A 16,011-nucleotide genomic window follows, 5' to 3' on the forward strand; every position below is an offset into this window, starting at 1 on the left:
GTCACCCCGCCCATGAGCCCTGAAGACGTCCTGCCCGATGCCCTGCTGGAACGGATCCGCGGCCGCGCCGCCGGCTACGACCGCGAGAACGCCTTCTTTCACGAGGATCTGGCGGAGCTGGCCGCGGCGGGTTACCTGCAGATCTTCGTTCCGGCGTCCGACGGCGGACTGGGACTCGGGCTTGCCGCGGCGGCGCAGCTGCAGCGGCGATTGGCGACGGCGGCCCCGGCCACCGCGCTGGCCATCAACATGCATCTGGTGTGGACCGGCGTCGCGCATGTCCTGGCCGCCCGGGGCGATTCCTCGCTCGACTTTGTCCTCCGGGAGGCCGCGCAGGGCGAGATCTTCGCGTTCGGGAACTCGGAGGCGGGGAATGACTCGGTGCTCTTCGACTCCCGCACCGCGGCCGTCCCCCAGCCCGGCGGCGGCTACGCCTTCACCGGCCGCAAGATCTTCACCAGCCTCTCCCCGGCGTGGACCCGGCTGGGGATCTTCGGGAAGGACGCCTCGGCCGGAAACGGCGAAGGGCAGCTGGTCCACGGGTTCATTACCCGGGACACTCCGGGGTACGAAATCCTCGCGGATTGGGACACCCTGGGCATGCGGGCCAGTCAGTCGAACACCACGGTCCTGGACGGTGCAGTGGTGCCGGCGGAGCGGATCTTCCGGAAGCTGCCGGTGGGACCGAACGCGGACCCGCTGATCTTCGCCATCTTCGCCTGCTTCGAGACGCTGCTCGCGGCGGTCTATACGGGCATCGGCGAACGGGCCCTTGCCCTGGGGGTTGATGTCGTGAAGCGGCGCACATCGTTCAAGAACGGCGGGCGCAGCTATGCCCAGGATCCCGACAGCCGGTGGAAGGTGGCAGCCGCGGCGATGGCGATGGACGCACTGTACCCCCACCTGTCCGGCGTGGCCGGCGACGTCGACGCGCTGGCCGATCACGGCGGCCAGTGGTTCCCGAAGCTGGTCGGCCTGAAAGTGAACGCCACCGAGACAGCCCGCACGGTCGTGGACCTGGCCATCAGGGTCTCCGGGGGATCCAGCTACTTCCGCGGTTCCGAACTGGAACGGCTGTACCGCGACGTGTTAGCCGGAATGTTCCACCCTTCAGATGACGAATCCGCGCATAACACGGTGGCCAACGCCTGGCTGGGACCGCTCGAGACAAACTGAACGGTCCGCTGGATCCCGGATCCCGGATCCCCTAAACGGTCCGCTGGACCTGGGTGACCCGGCGGCGGAGCCAGAAGCGGCGGCCGCCGCCCAAATACAGCACGCTGCGCTCCAGTTCCCACTTCCCGTACTCGGAGTGCTCTATCAGGCGGCGGCGTGCTTCCGGCAGGGAATCGTCGGGACTTACCGTCAGTACGAGGTACTCGTACTGCCTCAAATAGTCCCGTTCCCGCCGGACCGAACTGCTGAGAAAATGTTCCTTCATTGCTCTCCATTTTCTACTTTTTCCGGCTAACGTGAAGTCATGAGCATCGATCCGCGTGTCGCGCTTCAATCCCTGACGGCTGCCCTGGAAGAACATCTCGTCGCCGTGTCGGCCCGCCGTGGAGCCGGGGACCCTGCGGTCGAGGCTGCGTTTTTTGCCGTTGCTGATGCCTTTGAAGTCTACGACGACTCGCTCTATGAAGCGTATGGCGAAGTGACGCCGCTCCAGGTGATGGAGGACGACAGCGATGAGGAAGAGGACGTCGACGACGAGGAAGACCTCGAAATCCTCCAGGACTAATTCCGGCTCTTACGCCGGAGCACAGACTCCGCTTACGCGGGGTTGGACACATCCTCCAGCGCCTGGGCAATCTGCGGCGGAAGCGGTGCAAGGGTGGAATCCAGGATTTCCTTGAGCTGCACGGGCGTGCGTGCTCCCACAATCGCCGTCGCCACACCATGCCGGGACAGCAGCCAGCTCAGCGAGACGTCCAGGGCTGTCCGCCCCAAACCCTTCGCAGCCATCGCAACTGCCTCCACCACACTGGACGCGGCACCCTCAAGGTACGGCTCCACGTACCCGGCGAGCCGCGAATGCGCCGCCCGGGAATCCGCGGGAATGTGCCCGCGGTACTTGCCGCTCAACACCCCGCGCCCCACCGGACCCCACGCCATCAGGCCCATTCCCGCGTCCTCAACGGCGGGAATGAGTTCAGCCTCGGGGGAGCGGTGCAGCAGGGAGTACTCCGACTGGTTCGCGATCAGCGGGAAACCCGCGACCGCGGCCGCTTTCGCCGTCTGCCACCCGTTGAAGTTTGAGACCCCTGCGTAGCGGGCGCGGCCCGAGCGCACGGCGAACTCGAGCGCGGACAGGGTCTCCTCCAGCGGGACGTTGGGGTCCCAGGCCTGGGCGAACCAGAGGTCCACATAGTCGGTGCCCAGCCGGGCCAGGCTGGCGTCCAGCCCGGAGAGCAGTCCGTTCCGGGAGGTGTCGACGCTGCGCCGGCCATCCGACGTCGTAAGTCCGGCCTTGGTGGAGATCACCACTTCGGAGCGGGCAACCACATCGCCCAGCATTCCGCCCAGCATCGCCTCAGCCTGGCCGTCCCCGTAGGAGGCGGCCGTGTCGATCAGGGTCCCGCCGCCGTCCACGAACGTGCGGAGCAGCGCCGAGGCATCCTGCTCATCAGTTTCCCGGGCCCAGGACATGGTGCCGAGGGAAAGGGAGGACACACGCAATCCACTGTTGCCGACATAACGCTGCTGCATGTCAGCAAGCTTACGGGGATTGCGCCTGCTTCATGACGTAGGGTCTATAAACGTGAACTGGTTTGAAGCGGCCTTTTTGGGCCTTGTGCAGGGATTGACCGAATTTCTCCCGATTTCCTCAAGCGCCCATCTGCGGATCGTGGGATCGTTCCTGCCCAACGCTTCCGATCCGGGGGCAGCGTTCACGGCAATCACCCAGCTCGGCACGGAAACCGCCGTGATTGTGTACTTCTGGCGCGACATCGTCAGGATCGTCAAAGCGTGGGCAGGTTCCCTGAGCGGTAAAGTCTCCCGGCAGCACCCGGATGCCAAGATGGGCTGGCTGGTTATCCTGGGCAGCCTGCCGATCATCGTCCTCGGACTGCTGTTCCAGGACCAGATCGAGTCCGTGCTCCGCAGCCTGTGGATCGTCGCCACCATGCTGATCGTCTTCGGCATGATCCTGGCCGTTGCCGACGCCATCGGACGCCAGGAACGGGAACTGACCCAGCTGGGCTACAAGCACGGCATCATCTTTGGCCTCGCCCAGGCCATGGCCCTGATTCCCGGGGTCTCCCGCTCCGGCGGCACGATCACCGCCGGCCTGCTGATGGGCTACACCCGGGAAGCGGCGGCCCGCTACTCCTTCCTGCTGGCCATCCCGGCCGTGTTCGGCAGCGGCCTGTACCAGCTCTACAAGGTGGTCTCCAAGGACGGCATCACCGGCCCCTACAGCCTCCCGGAAACGGCCCTTGCGACGGCTGTGGCGTTTGTGGTGGGATACATCATCATCGGCTGGTTCCTGAAGTACGTCTCCACGCACACCTACCGGCTCTTCGTCTGGTACCGGATTCTCCTGGGCCTGGCGCTGTACCTGCTGCTCGGTTTCAACGTCATCAGCGCCTAGCACTAGGCTTGGGCTGTGAAGTCTTGGATCTCCCGCCCCGTTCCCCAGCTCCCCGGCAGCATGGCTGCCCTCCGCCTCTTCGACACCGTCAAAGGCGGCGTCGTCACCCTCGGGGCAGCAGGCGAACAGTCAATGTATGTCTGCGGAATCACCCCGTATGACGCAACCCATATGGGGCATGCGGCCAGCTACGTCGCGTTCGACCTGCTCAACCGCGCCTGGCGGGACGGCCGCCAACAGGTCGCCTACGTGCAGAACGTCACTGACGTCGACGACCCCCTGCTGGAGCGCGCGACGGCGACCGGCGTGGACTGGCGCGACCTCGCCGCCAGCCAGATCGAGCTCTTCCAGACAGATATGGAAGCGCTCAACGTGCTCGCCCCGGACCACTATGTGGGCGCCGTTGAAGCCATTCCCCTGATCGTGCCTGCCATCGAGCGGCTGGTGCAGCGGGGTCTGGCCTACCGGGTGGCCGGCACTGCCGGCGAGCCGGACGGAGATGTCTATTACGACGTCGAAGCGGCCGGCAAGCACTCCGCCGATGCCACGGACGCCTGGACCCTCGGCGCCATCTCCGGGCTGTCCGACGCCGAGATGCTGGAGCTTTTTGCCGAGCGCGGCGGCGACCCCGGGCGGGCCGGCAAACGGCAGGCGCTGGACCCGCTGCTGTGGCGGGTCGCCCGCGAGGGCGAACCGAGCTGGCCCGGCGGCGCGCTCGGGGAGGGCCGGCCGGGCTGGCACATCGAATGCACCGTCATCGCCCAGAAGTACCTGCCCGCCCCGTTCACGGTGCAGGGCGGCGGCTCGGACCTGATCTTCCCGCACCACGAAATGGGTGCCGGGCATGCCTACTCCCTCTCCGGGGTGCCGCTGGCCCGCCACTTCGCGCACGCCGGCATGGTGGGACTCGACGGCGAGAAGATGAGCAAGTCCAAGGGAAACCTCGTCCTGGTGTCCAAACTCCGCGCCGACGGCGAGGAGCCGGCCGCGATCCGGCTGGCCATCCTGGCCCACCACTACCGCAGCGACTGGTCCTGGACCGAAGCCGGGTTCGCCGCCGCCAAGGAACGGCTCCGCACCTGGCGGGCCGCCCTCGCCACGGCCCCCGAAGGCTCAGCCGCCGGGCTGGTGTCCCGGCTCCGGGCCGAACTCTCCAACGACCTGAACGCCCCCGGCGCCCTGGCCGCCGTGGATGACTGGGCCAGGGCCGCGCTCGAGGATGGCCGCGCGGGATCCCCGTTGGACGCCGCACTGGTCAGCGACGCCGTCAACGCGCTGCTCGGCGTCGAGGTCTAGGGACCGGCCTCCGGAGCCGGGGCCCAAACGTGTCATTGCGCTAGGGCTTGTCCTTGCCGCGGCGCTTGAGGTAGCGCTCGAATTCCCGGGCGATCGACTCGCCGCTGGCCTCGGGAAGGTCGGCGGTGTCCTTCGCTTCTTCGAGCTGGCGGACGTACACCGCGATTTCGGGGTCTTCGGTGGCCAGTTCGTCAACGCCGCGCTCCCAGGCGTCGGATTCCTCAACGAGGTCCTGGGTGTCGAGCGGCACCTGCAGTAGCTCCTCAATCCGGTGCAGCAGCGCGAGCTGGGCCTTGGGGGACGGCGCCTGCGCCACATAGTGCGGCACGGCCGCCCAGAGTGAGACCGTGGGCAGCCCGGCCAGCAGCGCAACCTCGGCGAGGACCCCGACGATGCCGACCGGACCCTCGTACTGCGAGGCCTCGAGGCCCAACCGTTCACGCAGCGCAGGGTCATCCGTGGACGCGCTCACCGGGATCGGCCGGCTGTGCGGCACATCGGCGAGGAGGGCGCCGACCAGGATCACGTAGTCCACGTGCAGCGCCTCGGCATGAACCAGCAGCTCGGCGGTGTAGGCCCGCCACTTGTAGGACGGCTCCGTGCCCTGGACGAAGATGACGTCCACGTTGGTGCCGGGGACGCTGGCCTTGAAGATGCGGGTGGACGGCCACTTGATCTTCCGCTCCCCGGATGCTGTGCGGCGGATCGTGGGCCGGGTGAACTGGAAGTCGTAGTATTCGTCGGCGTCGACCGTGCCGACCTTCTTGCCGGCCCAGAGCTTGTTGAGGTAGCGCAGGGCATCGCTGGCAGCCTCCCCGGCATCGTTCCAGCCTTCGAAGGCGGCGAGCATCACCGTGATGCGCTGGCCCTCGGGAACGGGCTGCAGCAGCCGTTCCGGCTCGGGCACGTCGCCCGTTTCCGCGGGGTCAACCTCGAAGCTATTCATCTCCTCACCCTACGTCCAAGGACCCGGCCGCCGCATGGAATGAAGCGCCGGAAATCGCGGACGCGCGGGCGATATTCGCCGTAGGCGTAGTATCAGGACCCTCACAGGGCCGCACCGTAGACTTGAAGGCATGCAATTCTCAGCCCCCCAGCCCCTCCTCAAAGCCGCGCTTTGGGACATGGATGGCACCATCGTTGACACCGAGCCGTACTGGATTGAGGCCGAACACGCCCTCGTTGCCGCGCACGGCGGGCAGTGGTCCCATGAGAAGGCCATGCAGCTGGTGGGCCAGTCCCTGGTTTTCTCCGCGGGCATCCTGCAGGACGCCGGCGTCAGGCTGGAGCGCCGGGAAATCATCGACATCCTGACGGCCCACGTCATCAGCCAGGTCCGCACCTCCGTGCCCTGGCGGCCCGGCGCCCGTGAACTGCTGGAGGGGCTCCACACTGCCGGCGTCCGCTGCGCCCTCGTGACCATGTCAGAGGCCCCGCTGGCCCGGGAGATTGTGGCCAGCCTGCCCAAGCCCTACTTCGATTTCCTGGTCACCGGCGATACCGTCACGCAGGGCAAGCCGCACCCCGAGGCCTACCTCAAGGCCGTCGAACTGCTGCAGGAGCAGGACCCGGAACTGGGCCTGCAGCACTGCATCGCGCTGGAGGACTCCCAGCCGGGAGTCGCCGCCGCTCTCGCCTCCGGCGTCCTGACCGTCGCCATCCCGCACATCATGCCCCTGCAGCACGATCCGCGCCACGCCATGTGGGACACCCTGGCGGGGCGCACCGTGGCCGACCTCGAAGAGCTCGTCGCGCTGCGCCACGAATTCCCGGACGCGACCTTCGGCAGCGAGGCCGGCAGCGGTCCCGTAAGCCGGCGGGAACGCGGCGCGGCCCTGGTGCCGGCCCATGACTGACACCGACATCCGCGGCCGCAGCGGCCAGGATCCGCAGAACCAAGGCCGCAAAGAGGGCATCCCGCTGGGACGCATCGCCGGCGTCCCGGTCATCCTTGCTTACTCGTGGTTCGTCATTGCGGCGTTCACCGTGATCGTCTACGGCCCGGTGCTGCAGGCCAACAACCCGTACCTGGGCGTCGGCGCGTACTTCGTCGCGTTCGCCTATGCGGTGCTGCTGCTGATCTCGGTCCTGGTGCATGAGCTCGCGCACGCGCTGACCGCCAGGATCTACGGCTGGCCCAGCGAAAAGATCGTCCTGAATCTCTGGGGCGGGCACACCCAGTTCGAGAGCTTCACTGCGACGCCGGGCCGTTCCGTCCTGGTCGCGATGGCAGGTCCGGCGGCAAACTTGGTCCTTGCCGGCGCGGGCTGGCTGGTGCTGACCGCCGGCGAGCTCACCGGCGTCGCCGGCATCCTGGCCAACATCTTCGTCTGGGCCAACCTGCTGATCGGCATCTTCAACGTCCTGCCCGGGCTGCCGCTGGACGGCGGCCGGCTCGTCGAGTCGGCCGTCTGGAAGCTGACCGGCAGCCAGGAAAAGGGGACCGTGGCCGCCGGCTGGGGCGGCCGGATCATCGTGATTGCCCTCGTGGCGTGGTTTGTGGCCCTGCCCCTGCTCAGCGGCGGCCGGCCTGACACCTCACTGATGCTCATCACGCTCCTCGTCTGCAGCTTCCTCTGGATGGGCGCCGGCGCCTCCATCAGGCAGGCGCAGCTGCGCGGCCGGCTGCCGCTGGTGGAGGCCGGAGCCCTGGCCGAACCTGCGGTGGGCCTCCCGGAATTTGCCACCGTCGCGGACGTGCTGGCGCTGCACCGGGACCGTGCCACCGGGGCCGCTCCCGCCGTCGTGCTCTACGGCCCGGACGGGCGTCCCACCGCCGTGGTCGACGGCGGCGCCCTCGCTACGGTTCCCGCGGCCGCCGCCGCGGCAACACCCGTCACGGCGGTGTCGTACGCCCTTGGCGCCGGCGCCTACGTGCCGGAGTGGTCCAAGGGACAGGAACTGATCCAGTACCTGGCCCAGCTCGACGGCCTGGAGTACGCCGTTGTGGACCGCGACGGAACCGTCACCGGGCTGCTGCGGCAATCCACCGTCCTGGGGACCCTCACGGGCAAGGGTGCCGGGGCCGGCAAGCGGATGTTCGGCCAGAACCGGTAGAGTTACCTGCCGGTCGTGTATTTCCGGCCCCGGGCTGAAGTCCCTGGGCACAAGCAGCCGGACCGCCGGCAACGTCCGCGGCCACCCAGCTTTACAGGAGCGAGGAACATCTTCATGAGCAGCGACACCGCCGCCAGCACCAGCACGGACGACGCCGGAACAGCCGGCCGCGCAGCACCCCATACCGCCGCCCCGGCGGGCAGCACCGCAGGCACGGCCGCCGCCCCCGTCGGCGCAGCCCGCCGTCGTGGACCGTTCCGGGAAGGTGAGCGCGTGCAGCTCACTGACGAGCGCGGCCGGATGAACACGATCAGCCTCGAGGCCGGCGGCGCATTCCACACGCACCGCGGCTTCCTGAACCATGACGAGATCATTGGCAAGCCGGACGGCTCCGTCGTGGTCAACAACGTCGGCCAGCAGTACCAGACACTGCGCCCCCTGCTCTCGGACTTCGTTCTCTCGATGCCCCGCGGCGCAGCCGTCGTGTACCCCAAGGACGCCGGCCAGATCGTCACCATGGCGGACATCTTCCCCGGTGCACGCGTTGTCGAAGCCGGGGTCGGCTCAGGTGCCCTGTCCATCTCGCTGCTCCGCGCCGTGGGCGACAACGGCTACCTGCATTCCTTTGAGCGCCGCGAAGAATTCGCAGACATTGCCCGCGGCAATGTCGAGACGATCTTCGGCGGACCGCACCCGGCCTGGCAGATCTCGATCGGGGATTTCCAGGAGGAAGTGGTCCGCACCGAGGAACCGGGCTCGGTGGACCGCGTGGTCCTGGACATGCTCGCCCCGTGGGAGTGCCTCGACGCTGTCGCCACCGTCCTGGCACCGGGCGGCGTGTGGATCAACTACGTCGCCACAGTGACGCAGCTGTCCCGGACCGCGGAGGCCATCCGGTCCGACGGCCGCTTCACCGAACCCGACGCCTGGGAATCCATGGTCCGCGGCTGGCACCTCGAGGGCCTTGCGGTGCGTCCGGACCATAGAATGGTCGCGCACACCGGGTTCCTGCTCGTCACCCGCAGGCTGGCCGACGGCGTCACCGGCATCTCGGTGAAGCGCCGCCCGTCCAAGACCGGCTTCAACGAGGAGGACGTCAACGCCTGGACGCCGGGCGCCGTGGGGGAGCGCGCCGTCTCGGACAAGAAGCTCCGCCGGGCCGCCCGGGACGCCATTGCCGGAACCAACGTCAAGGACGATCCGGATATTACGAAGTAGCCCGTATTTCGGAAGTCTTCAGCAGCGTCTGCCTTCTTGGGGCTAATGTCTTAATAGAAGCGCAGGAAGGGGCTGATGCACGATGGAGACTCCGAACACTGATCCGGGCCTGACACCGGCAGAGGACGCGGCAGCTGCCGCGGGACAGGCGCACGCCACCGACGGTGACCGCTACGCCGCCAGCGAATTTTCCGTGGCCGAGCGGCAGGTCAATATCCTCCGGGACAAACTCAGGCATATTGACCGCCAGCTCGCCGCCGCCACGCAGAACAACTCCAAGCTCGTGGGCATGCTGGAAACCGCCAAGGCGGAAATCCTCCGGCTCAAGAACGCCCTCGACCAGGAAGGCCAGCCGCCGTACAGCTTCGGCACGGTGCTGCAGCTGAACCCCAAACGGCAGCCCTCCGCCGGCAACGGCGGGCAGGCCGCCACCGAGGAATCGGTGGACATCTTCAACGCCGGCCGCAAGATGCGGGTGGGGATCAGTCCGCTGGTCAACATGAACCAGCTCGCGGTCGGCCAGGAAGTGCTCCTGAACGAAGCGCTGATGGTGGTTGCCGGGCTGGGGTACGAGCGGGCCGGAGACCTTGTCACGCTCAAGGAAATGCTGGGCGCGGACCGTGCCTTGGTGGTCGGCCGGGCTGACGAGGAACGCGTGGTCCGGCTCTCCGGCGCCCTGCTCGCGCAGAAGCTCCGGGTCGGCGACGCCCTCTCGATTGATTCGCGCACCGGTTACGCCCTCGAGAAGATCCCCCGCTCCGAGGTGGAGAACCTGGTCCTGGAAGAGGTCCCGGACATCACCTACCAGGACATCGGCGGGCTGGGACCGCAGATCGAGCAGATCCGCGACGCCGTAGAACTGCCGTTCCTGCATCCGGACCTCTACCGCGAGCACGGGCTCAAGGCCCCCAAGGGGATCCTGCTGTACGGCCCGCCGGGCTGCGGCAAGACTCTGATTGCCAAGGCCGTCGCAAATTCCCTCGCGGCCCGCGCGGCGGAACGCACCGGCAAAACGGACATGAAGAGCTACTTCCTGAACATCAAGGGCCCGGAGCTGCTGGACAAGTACGTCGGCGAGACCGAACGGCACATCCGGCTGATCTTCGCCCGCGCCCGGGAGAAGGCGTCCGAGGGCAGCCCCGTGGTGGTGTTCTTCGACGAAATGGACTCGCTGTTCCGCACCCGCGGCACCGGCATCTCCTCCGACGTGGAAACGACCATCGTCCCGCAGCTGCTCAGCGAGATCGACGGCGTGGAGCGGCTCGACAACGTGATCGTCATCGGCGCGTCCAACCGCGAGGACATGATCGACCCCGCGATCCTGCGGCCGGGCCGGCTGGACGTCAAGGTCAAGATCCACCGCCCCGACGCGGAGGCCGCGGCGGACATCTTTAACAAATACATCACCGCAGACCTTCCCTTCCACGAGTCCGACCTCGCCGAGCACCACGGTGATGTTCAGGCCACCGTGGATGCGATGGTCCAGCGCACCGTGGAGGCCATGTACTCCACCGACAAGTCCAACGAATACCTCGAGGTCACCTACGCCAACGGCGACACGGAGATGCTCTACTTCAAGGACTTCAACTCCGGCGCCGTTGTCCAGAACGTCGTGGACCGGGCCAAGAAGTACGCCATCAAGGACCTGCTCACCGTGGGCCAGAAGGGCATCCGGATCGACCACCTGCTGCGCGCCGTGGTGGACGAGTTCCGCGAGCACGAGGACATGCCCAACACCACGAATCCCGACGACTGGGCGCGGATTTCGGGCAAGAAGGGCGAACGCATCACGTACATCCGCACCATCGTCCAGGGCAAGGCGGGGCAGGAACCCGGCAAGTCCATCGAGACGATGCCCAACACGGGCCAGTACCTGTGACCTCGGCGGTGCCCGGCAGACCGGCCGGCGCCTCCGGCGCGCTGCCGGCGGGCGGAGCCATGCGGGTGATGGGTTCGGAGACCGAATACGGCATCCACGCGCCCTCCGCCCCGGGCGCCAACGCCACGATGATGTCCGCCCGCGTGATCCAGGCGTACGCCCAGGTGACACGGCAGCGCGCCGCCGGCGGCGCCGAGACCCGCTGGGACTACACCGACGAGGAACCGCTCCATGACGCCCGCGGCTGGACGCTGGAGCGCAGCCAGGCGGAACCGGCCCAGCTGACCGACCAGCCGCCCGTGCTCGACGCCGAGGCCGTCGCCCTCGCTTACGGGCGGCAGGAACTGGAGTCCGACGGCGAGGACGAGTCCGGAACGCTGCTGATGAACATGGTCCTGGGCAACGGCGCCCGGCTGTACGTGGACCATGCCCACCCCGAGTACTCCAGCCCGGAAGTGACCAACCCGCGCGCCGCCGTGGCCTGGGATGCCGCCGGGGACCTCGTGGCGCTTGCGGCGGTGCGGCGGCTGGCGGCCGACCCTGAGCTGCCGCCGGTCAACCTGTACAAGAACAACACCGACAACAAGTCGGTCTCCTACGGATCCCACGAGAATTACCTCATGCCCCGCTCGGTGCCGTTCGGGGACATTGTCCGCGGCCTGACGCCGTTCTTCGTCACCCGCCAGATCATCTGCGGCGCCGGCCGGGTCGGCATGAAACAGGACGGCTCCCGCCCCGGCTACCAGATCAGCCAGCGGGCAGACTTTTTCGAGACCGAAGTCGGCCTCGAGACCACGATCCGCCGCCCGATCATCAACACCCGCGATGAACCCCACGCGACCGCGGACAAGTACCGGCGGCTGCACGTCATCATCGGTGACGCCAACCTCAGCCAGGCCTCCAATTTCCTCAAATTCGGCACCACGGCGATGGTGCTGAGCCTGATCGAGGCCGGTCTGGCGCCCAGGCTCGAGGTCCACGAGCCGGTCGCCGCCCTGCAGGCCGTCAGCCATGACACCTCGCTCACGGCCACCGTGCGGCTCCTCGACGGCCGGCGGATCACCGCCCTGGACCTGCAGTGGATCTACTACGAAGCCGCCGCAAAACATGCCCAGGACACCGGAGTTGCCGACGCCGTGGACGGGGACGGGCATACCCATGAGGTGCTGGAACGCTGGTCGGCGACGCTGACCGAACTGGCCGGCGACCGGGCGGCGGCCGCGACGTCCGTGGAATGGCTCGCGAAGCTTTCCCTGCTGGACGGCTACCGGGAACGCGACGGGCTGGACTGGGGCCACGCGCGGTTGGGCCTCGTGGACCTGCAGTGGGCTGACATCCGGCCCGAAAAAGGCCTGTACTACCGTCTGCTGGCACGGGACCGCATGCAGCGGATCGTGGACGACGCAGTGATCCAGCGGGCGGTCACCGAACCGCCGTCGGACACCCGGGCCTTCTTCCGGGGCCGTTGCGTGAGCCGTTTCGGGGCCGACGTTGTCGGTGCCAGCTGGGACTCCGTGATCTTCGACGTGCCCGGCCGCGGCAGGCTTCAGCGGGTCCCCACCAGGGAACCGCTGCGCGGCACCGAGGCCCTCACCGGCGGACTGTTCGCGCGGCACCGGGAAGCCGGGCCGTTCCTCGCCGAACTGCTGGGACTCCCACCCGGTTCCTAGCGAAAAGCGCCCCGCCGGGGCCCCCGGCGTGGCAATATGGCTTACAGGATGTCCCTTGCGAATAAGGGGACGGACAGAAGGAGAAAACCATGGCAGGCCAGGAGCAGCAGCAGCCGCAGTCGCGGGACACCGAAGTCGACGAAGACGTCCCCGCGGCCCCTCCCGCTCCCGCGGAGGGACAGGCGTCAGCCGCCACCCAGGGCGTCGACGATCTGCTCGATGAGATCGACGGTGTGCTGGAGTCCAACGCCGAAGAGTTCGTCCGCGCGTTCGTCCAAAAGGGCGGCCAATAGCGCGGCCGGACCGCGGCGGCCCGGCGTTGCGCCGCCACAGGGCTGAGGGCCAAGTCGTTGATTCACTACGTTGAGGGAGTGCACCAGTGCAGGAAACCACCGCCAACCAGGTAGCAGCCAACGCCACATCCTCCTTCACTGAACATCTGCAGCGCCAACGCCCCGACTTACTGCCGTTCGGCCAACTGGCTTTCGGCCAGGGCCAGCAGCTTCCGGCGGGCCACCCCGTCACACCCCTGCAGGCGCCGCACGGGACAACGATCGTGGCCCTGACCTACGCCGGCGGGGTGCTGATGGCGGGGGACCGGCGCGCCACGATGGGCAACGTCATCGCCAGCCGGCACATCGAGAAAGTGTTCCCGGCGGACCAGTATTCCGTGCTCGGCATCGCCGGGACTGCGGGCATCGCGCTCGACATCACCCGGCTCTTCCAGGTCGAACTCGAACACTACGAGAAGATCGAAGGGACCCTCCTGAGCCTCGACGGCAAAGCCAACCGGCTCGGGGCCATGATCCGCAGCAACCTGCCGATGGCGATGCAGGGCCTCGCCGTGGTCCCGCTGTTTGCCGGCTTCGACCGTCCCGCCGGCCTTGGCCGGCTCTTCTCCTATGACGTCACCGGCGGACGGTACGAGGAGCAGGAGCACCACTCGGTCGGGTCGGGCTCGATGTTTGCCCGCGGCGCGCTCAAGAAACTCTGGCGGCCCAACCTCCCCGAGCAGGAGGCCGTCGCAGTCGCCGTCGAGGCGCTCTACGACGCCGCCGACGACGACTCCGCCACCGGCGGCCCGGACCCCGTCCGGCAGCTCTGGCCCGTGGTCTACATCGTCAACCGCACCGGGGCCTTCCGGGTTCCGGAACGCGAGCTCGCGGCCATGGCCGGCACCATCATAGAATCCAGGGCCGTGGCCCAGCGGGAGGCCTGAGATGACCCAGCAGTTCTACGTATCGCCCGAACAACTGATGAAGGACCGCGCGGATTTCGCGCGGAAAGGCATCGCCCGCGGGCGCTCCGTGGTGGTCATCAGCTGCCGCGACGGGATCGCCCTCGTGGCCGAGAACCCCTCCCCGTCACTGCACAAAATCGGCGAAATCTACGACAAGATCGCCTTTGCCGCCGTGGGCAAATACAACGAATTCGAAAGCCTCCGCCAGGCGGGCGTGCGCTACGCCGACGTGCGCGGCTACTCCTACGACCGGGAGGACGTCACGGCCAGGGGGCTCGCGAGCGTCTACGCCCAAAGCCTGGGGGCCGTGTTCACCGCGGAGCAGAAACCCTTCGAGGTCGAGCTGGCCGTGGCCGAGGTGGGGTCCTCCCCGGAAGAGGACCACCTCTACCGGCTGACCTTCGACGGGTCGATCGCCGACGAGAACGGCTTCATCGTAATGGGCGGCCAGGCGGACAAGGTATCCGAGGCCGTCGCCGCGGGCTGGCAGGGCGAACTCGACTTCGCCGGCGCCATCAGGCTTGCCCTGTCCGGACTCGTGGCGGACAAGGAGAGCACCACTCTGCCGGCGTCGGCCGTGGAGGTGGCGGTGCTGGACCGGGATTCGGAGAGCCGCCGCGGCACCCGCCGTGCCTTCCGCCGGCTCGAAGACGCAGACGTCACCGCACTGCTGGTTGAGGAGAACTGAGATGGACAAGCGCATTTTCGGCATCGAGACCGAGTTCGGGATTTCCTACTCAAGCCCGGAGTCCCGCCCGCTGGCCCCCGAGGAGGTGGCCCGCTACCTGTTCCGCAAGGTGGTCAGCTGGGGCAGGTCCTCCAATGTGTTCCTGACCAACGGGTCCAGGCTGTATCTCGACGTCGGATCCCACCCGGAGTATGCCACCGCCGAATGCGACGACCTCGCCCAGCTGATCGCACACGACAAAGCCGGGGAACTGATCCTCGACGACCTGGTCGACGAGGCGCAGGACCGGCTCGCGGCGGAGGGCTTCAACGGCACGGTCTACCTGTTCAAGAACAACACCGACTCCGCCGGGAACTCCTACGGCAGCCACGAGAACTACCTCATCCCGCGGCGCGGCGAATTCTCCCGGCTGGCCGAGATCCTGATTCCGTTCCTCGTGACCCGGCAGCTGATCGCCGGCGCCGGCAAGATCCTGAAGACCCCGCACGGGGCCACGTTCGCCTTTTCCCAGCGCGCCGACCACATCTGGGAGGGCGTCTCCTCCGCCACAACGAGGTCACGGCCGATCATCAACACCCGCGATGAGCCGCATGCCGACGCCGAGTTCTACCGCCGGCTGCACGTGATCGTGGGCGACTCCAACATGTCCGAGACCACGGCGCTGCTCAAGGTCGGAACCGTTGACCTGATCCTGCGGATGATCGAGGCAGGGGTGATCATGCGCGACATGCGGATGGAGAACCCGATCCGCAGCATCCGGGAAATCTCCCACGACCTCAGCGGCCGCGCCCTCGTCCGGCTCGCCAACGGCCGGCAGCTCACGGCCCTGGAGATCCAGCGCGAATACCTGGGCAAGGTCACCGCCTTCGTCGCAGAGCAGGGCGCCCACAATCCCCACGTCCCGCTGATCCTGGACCTCTGGGAACGCACCCTCGAGGCGATCGAAAGCGGCGACACCAGCCGGATCGACACCGAAGTGGACTGGGCGATCAAGAAGAAGCTCATGGACAACTACCGCGAACGGCACAACCTGGGCCTCGACGCGCCCCGGATCGCCCAGCTGGACCTGACCTACCACGACATCTCGCGCACCCGCGGGCTCTATTACCTGCTCCAGTCCCGCGGGGCTGTGCGCCGCGTGGTGGAGGACCCCGCGGTCAAGGACGCCGTGGACGCCCCGCCGCAGACCACCCGTGCCAAGCTCCGCGGCGACTTCGTCCGGCGGGCGCAGGAGCTGGGCCGGGACTACACCGTGGACTGGGTGCACCTGAAGCTCAATGACCGCGCCCACCAGACCCTCCTGTGCAAAGACCCGTTCCGCAGTGTGGACGAACGGGTGGATGCGTTGCTGGACTCTATGGGCTGACA

The 16,011-nt window shown here is 67.7% G+C and carries 16 protein-coding genes; 13 read left to right on the top strand and 3 right to left on the bottom strand.

Features of this window, described 5'->3' with window-relative positions; translation table 11 throughout:
* Positions 1-12 precede the first annotated feature (12 nt).
* Positions 13-1,176, top strand: coding sequence for an acyl-CoA dehydrogenase family protein (locus ASPU41_RS15895; RefSeq protein ID WP_069951723.1), 1,164 nt, complete (start codon positions 13-15; stop codon positions 1,174-1,176).
* Between the two features lie 31 nt (positions 1,177-1,207).
* On the opposite strand, the gene ASPU41_RS15900 is transcribed toward ASPU41_RS15895, so the two are convergent.
* Positions 1,208-1,441 carry a DUF5703 family protein gene (locus tag ASPU41_RS15900; protein WP_069951724.1) on the bottom strand — a complete coding sequence of 78 codons (234 nt, stop codon included), beginning with the start codon at positions 1,439-1,441 and terminating at the stop codon, positions 1,208-1,210.
* 39 nt (positions 1,442-1,480) lie between these two features.
* Between ASPU41_RS15900 and ASPU41_RS15905 the strand changes: the two genes are divergently transcribed.
* The gene (locus ASPU41_RS15905; RefSeq protein WP_069951725.1) at positions 1,481-1,741 is read left to right on the top strand and encodes a hypothetical protein; all 261 of its coding nucleotides are present in this window, start codon (positions 1,481-1,483) and stop codon (positions 1,739-1,741) included.
* Between the two features lie 32 nt (positions 1,742-1,773).
* Here the strand turns inward: ASPU41_RS15905 and ASPU41_RS15910 are convergent, their stop codons facing one another.
* A complete protein-coding gene (locus tag ASPU41_RS15910; RefSeq protein ID WP_069951726.1) occupies positions 1,774-2,709 on the bottom strand; it encodes an aldo/keto reductase in 936 nt (311 codons plus the stop codon).
* Positions 2,710-2,761: 52 nt separating this feature from the next.
* Between ASPU41_RS15910 and ASPU41_RS15915 the strand changes: the two genes are divergently transcribed.
* Both ASPU41_RS15915 and mshC read left to right on the top strand, forming a co-directional pair.
* Positions 2,762-3,595, top strand: a complete 834-nt coding sequence (locus ASPU41_RS15915) for an undecaprenyl-diphosphate phosphatase (RefSeq protein ID WP_069951727.1) — start codon at positions 2,762-2,764, stop codon at positions 3,593-3,595.
* Between the two features lie 15 nt (positions 3,596-3,610).
* Complete coding sequence (gene mshC, locus ASPU41_RS15920; RefSeq protein WP_069951728.1) at positions 3,611-4,891, top strand: cysteine--1-D-myo-inosityl 2-amino-2-deoxy-alpha-D-glucopyranoside ligase; 1,281 nt, start codon at positions 3,611-3,613, stop codon at positions 4,889-4,891.
* Positions 4,892-4,931: 40 nt separating this feature from the next.
* Here mshC and ASPU41_RS15925 read toward each other — a convergent pair whose 3' ends face one another.
* Positions 4,932-5,837, bottom strand: coding sequence for a PAC2 family protein (locus ASPU41_RS15925; RefSeq protein ID WP_069951729.1), 906 nt, complete (start codon positions 5,835-5,837; stop codon positions 4,932-4,934).
* Between the two features lie 130 nt (positions 5,838-5,967).
* Here ASPU41_RS15925 and ASPU41_RS15930 point away from each other — a divergent pair, with 130 nt between their 5' ends.
* The 9 genes from ASPU41_RS15930 (at position 5,968) to pafA (ending at position 16,009) form a co-directional block, all read left to right on the top strand.
* Positions 5,968-6,747 carry an HAD family hydrolase gene (locus ASPU41_RS15930; protein ID WP_083266561.1) on the top strand — a complete coding sequence of 260 codons (780 nt, stop codon included), beginning with the start codon at positions 5,968-5,970 and terminating at the stop codon, positions 6,745-6,747.
* Positions 6,740-7,948 carry a site-2 protease family protein gene (locus ASPU41_RS15935; protein ID WP_069951730.1) on the top strand — a complete coding sequence of 403 codons (1,209 nt, stop codon included), beginning with the start codon at positions 6,740-6,742 and terminating at the stop codon, positions 7,946-7,948. The genes ASPU41_RS15930 and ASPU41_RS15935 overlap by 8 nt, the downstream gene beginning before the upstream one ends.
* 114 nt (positions 7,949-8,062) lie before the next feature.
* Entirely contained in the window at positions 8,063-9,166 is a 1,104-nt protein-coding gene (locus ASPU41_RS15940; RefSeq protein ID WP_069951731.1) for a tRNA (adenine-N1)-methyltransferase, read from the top strand.
* Positions 9,167-9,248: 82 nt separating this feature from the next.
* Complete coding sequence (gene arc, locus ASPU41_RS15945; protein WP_069951732.1) at positions 9,249-11,045, top strand: proteasome ATPase; 1,797 nt, start codon at positions 9,249-9,251, stop codon at positions 11,043-11,045.
* Between the two features lie 59 nt (positions 11,046-11,104).
* Entirely contained in the window at positions 11,105-12,715 is a 1,611-nt protein-coding gene (gene dop / locus ASPU41_RS15950; protein ID WP_157357137.1) for a depupylase/deamidase Dop, read from the top strand.
* An 89-nt stretch (positions 12,716-12,804) separates the two neighbouring features.
* Positions 12,805-13,008 carry a ubiquitin-like protein Pup gene (locus tag ASPU41_RS15955; RefSeq protein ID WP_024365265.1) on the top strand — a complete coding sequence of 68 codons (204 nt, stop codon included), beginning with the start codon at positions 12,805-12,807 and terminating at the stop codon, positions 13,006-13,008.
* Positions 13,009-13,094: 86 nt separating this feature from the next.
* Positions 13,095-13,934, top strand: coding sequence for a proteasome subunit beta (gene prcB / locus ASPU41_RS15960; RefSeq protein WP_069951734.1), 840 nt, complete (start codon positions 13,095-13,097; stop codon positions 13,932-13,934).
* A 1-nt stretch (position 13,935) separates the two neighbouring features.
* Positions 13,936-14,643 carry a proteasome subunit alpha gene (gene prcA, locus ASPU41_RS15965; RefSeq protein ID WP_069951735.1) on the top strand — a complete coding sequence of 236 codons (708 nt, stop codon included), beginning with the start codon at positions 13,936-13,938 and terminating at the stop codon, positions 14,641-14,643.
* A gap of 1 nt (position 14,644) precedes the next feature.
* Positions 14,645-16,009 (top strand): Pup--protein ligase, encoded by a 1,365-nt coding sequence (gene pafA, locus ASPU41_RS15970; protein ID WP_069951736.1) that lies wholly within the window; start codon positions 14,645-14,647, stop codon positions 16,007-16,009.
* The last annotated feature ends 2 nt before the right edge of the window (positions 16,010-16,011 follow it).

The organism is Arthrobacter sp. U41 (genome assembly GCF_001750145.1).
Classification (GTDB): domain Bacteria; phylum Actinomycetota; class Actinomycetes; order Actinomycetales; family Micrococcaceae; genus Arthrobacter.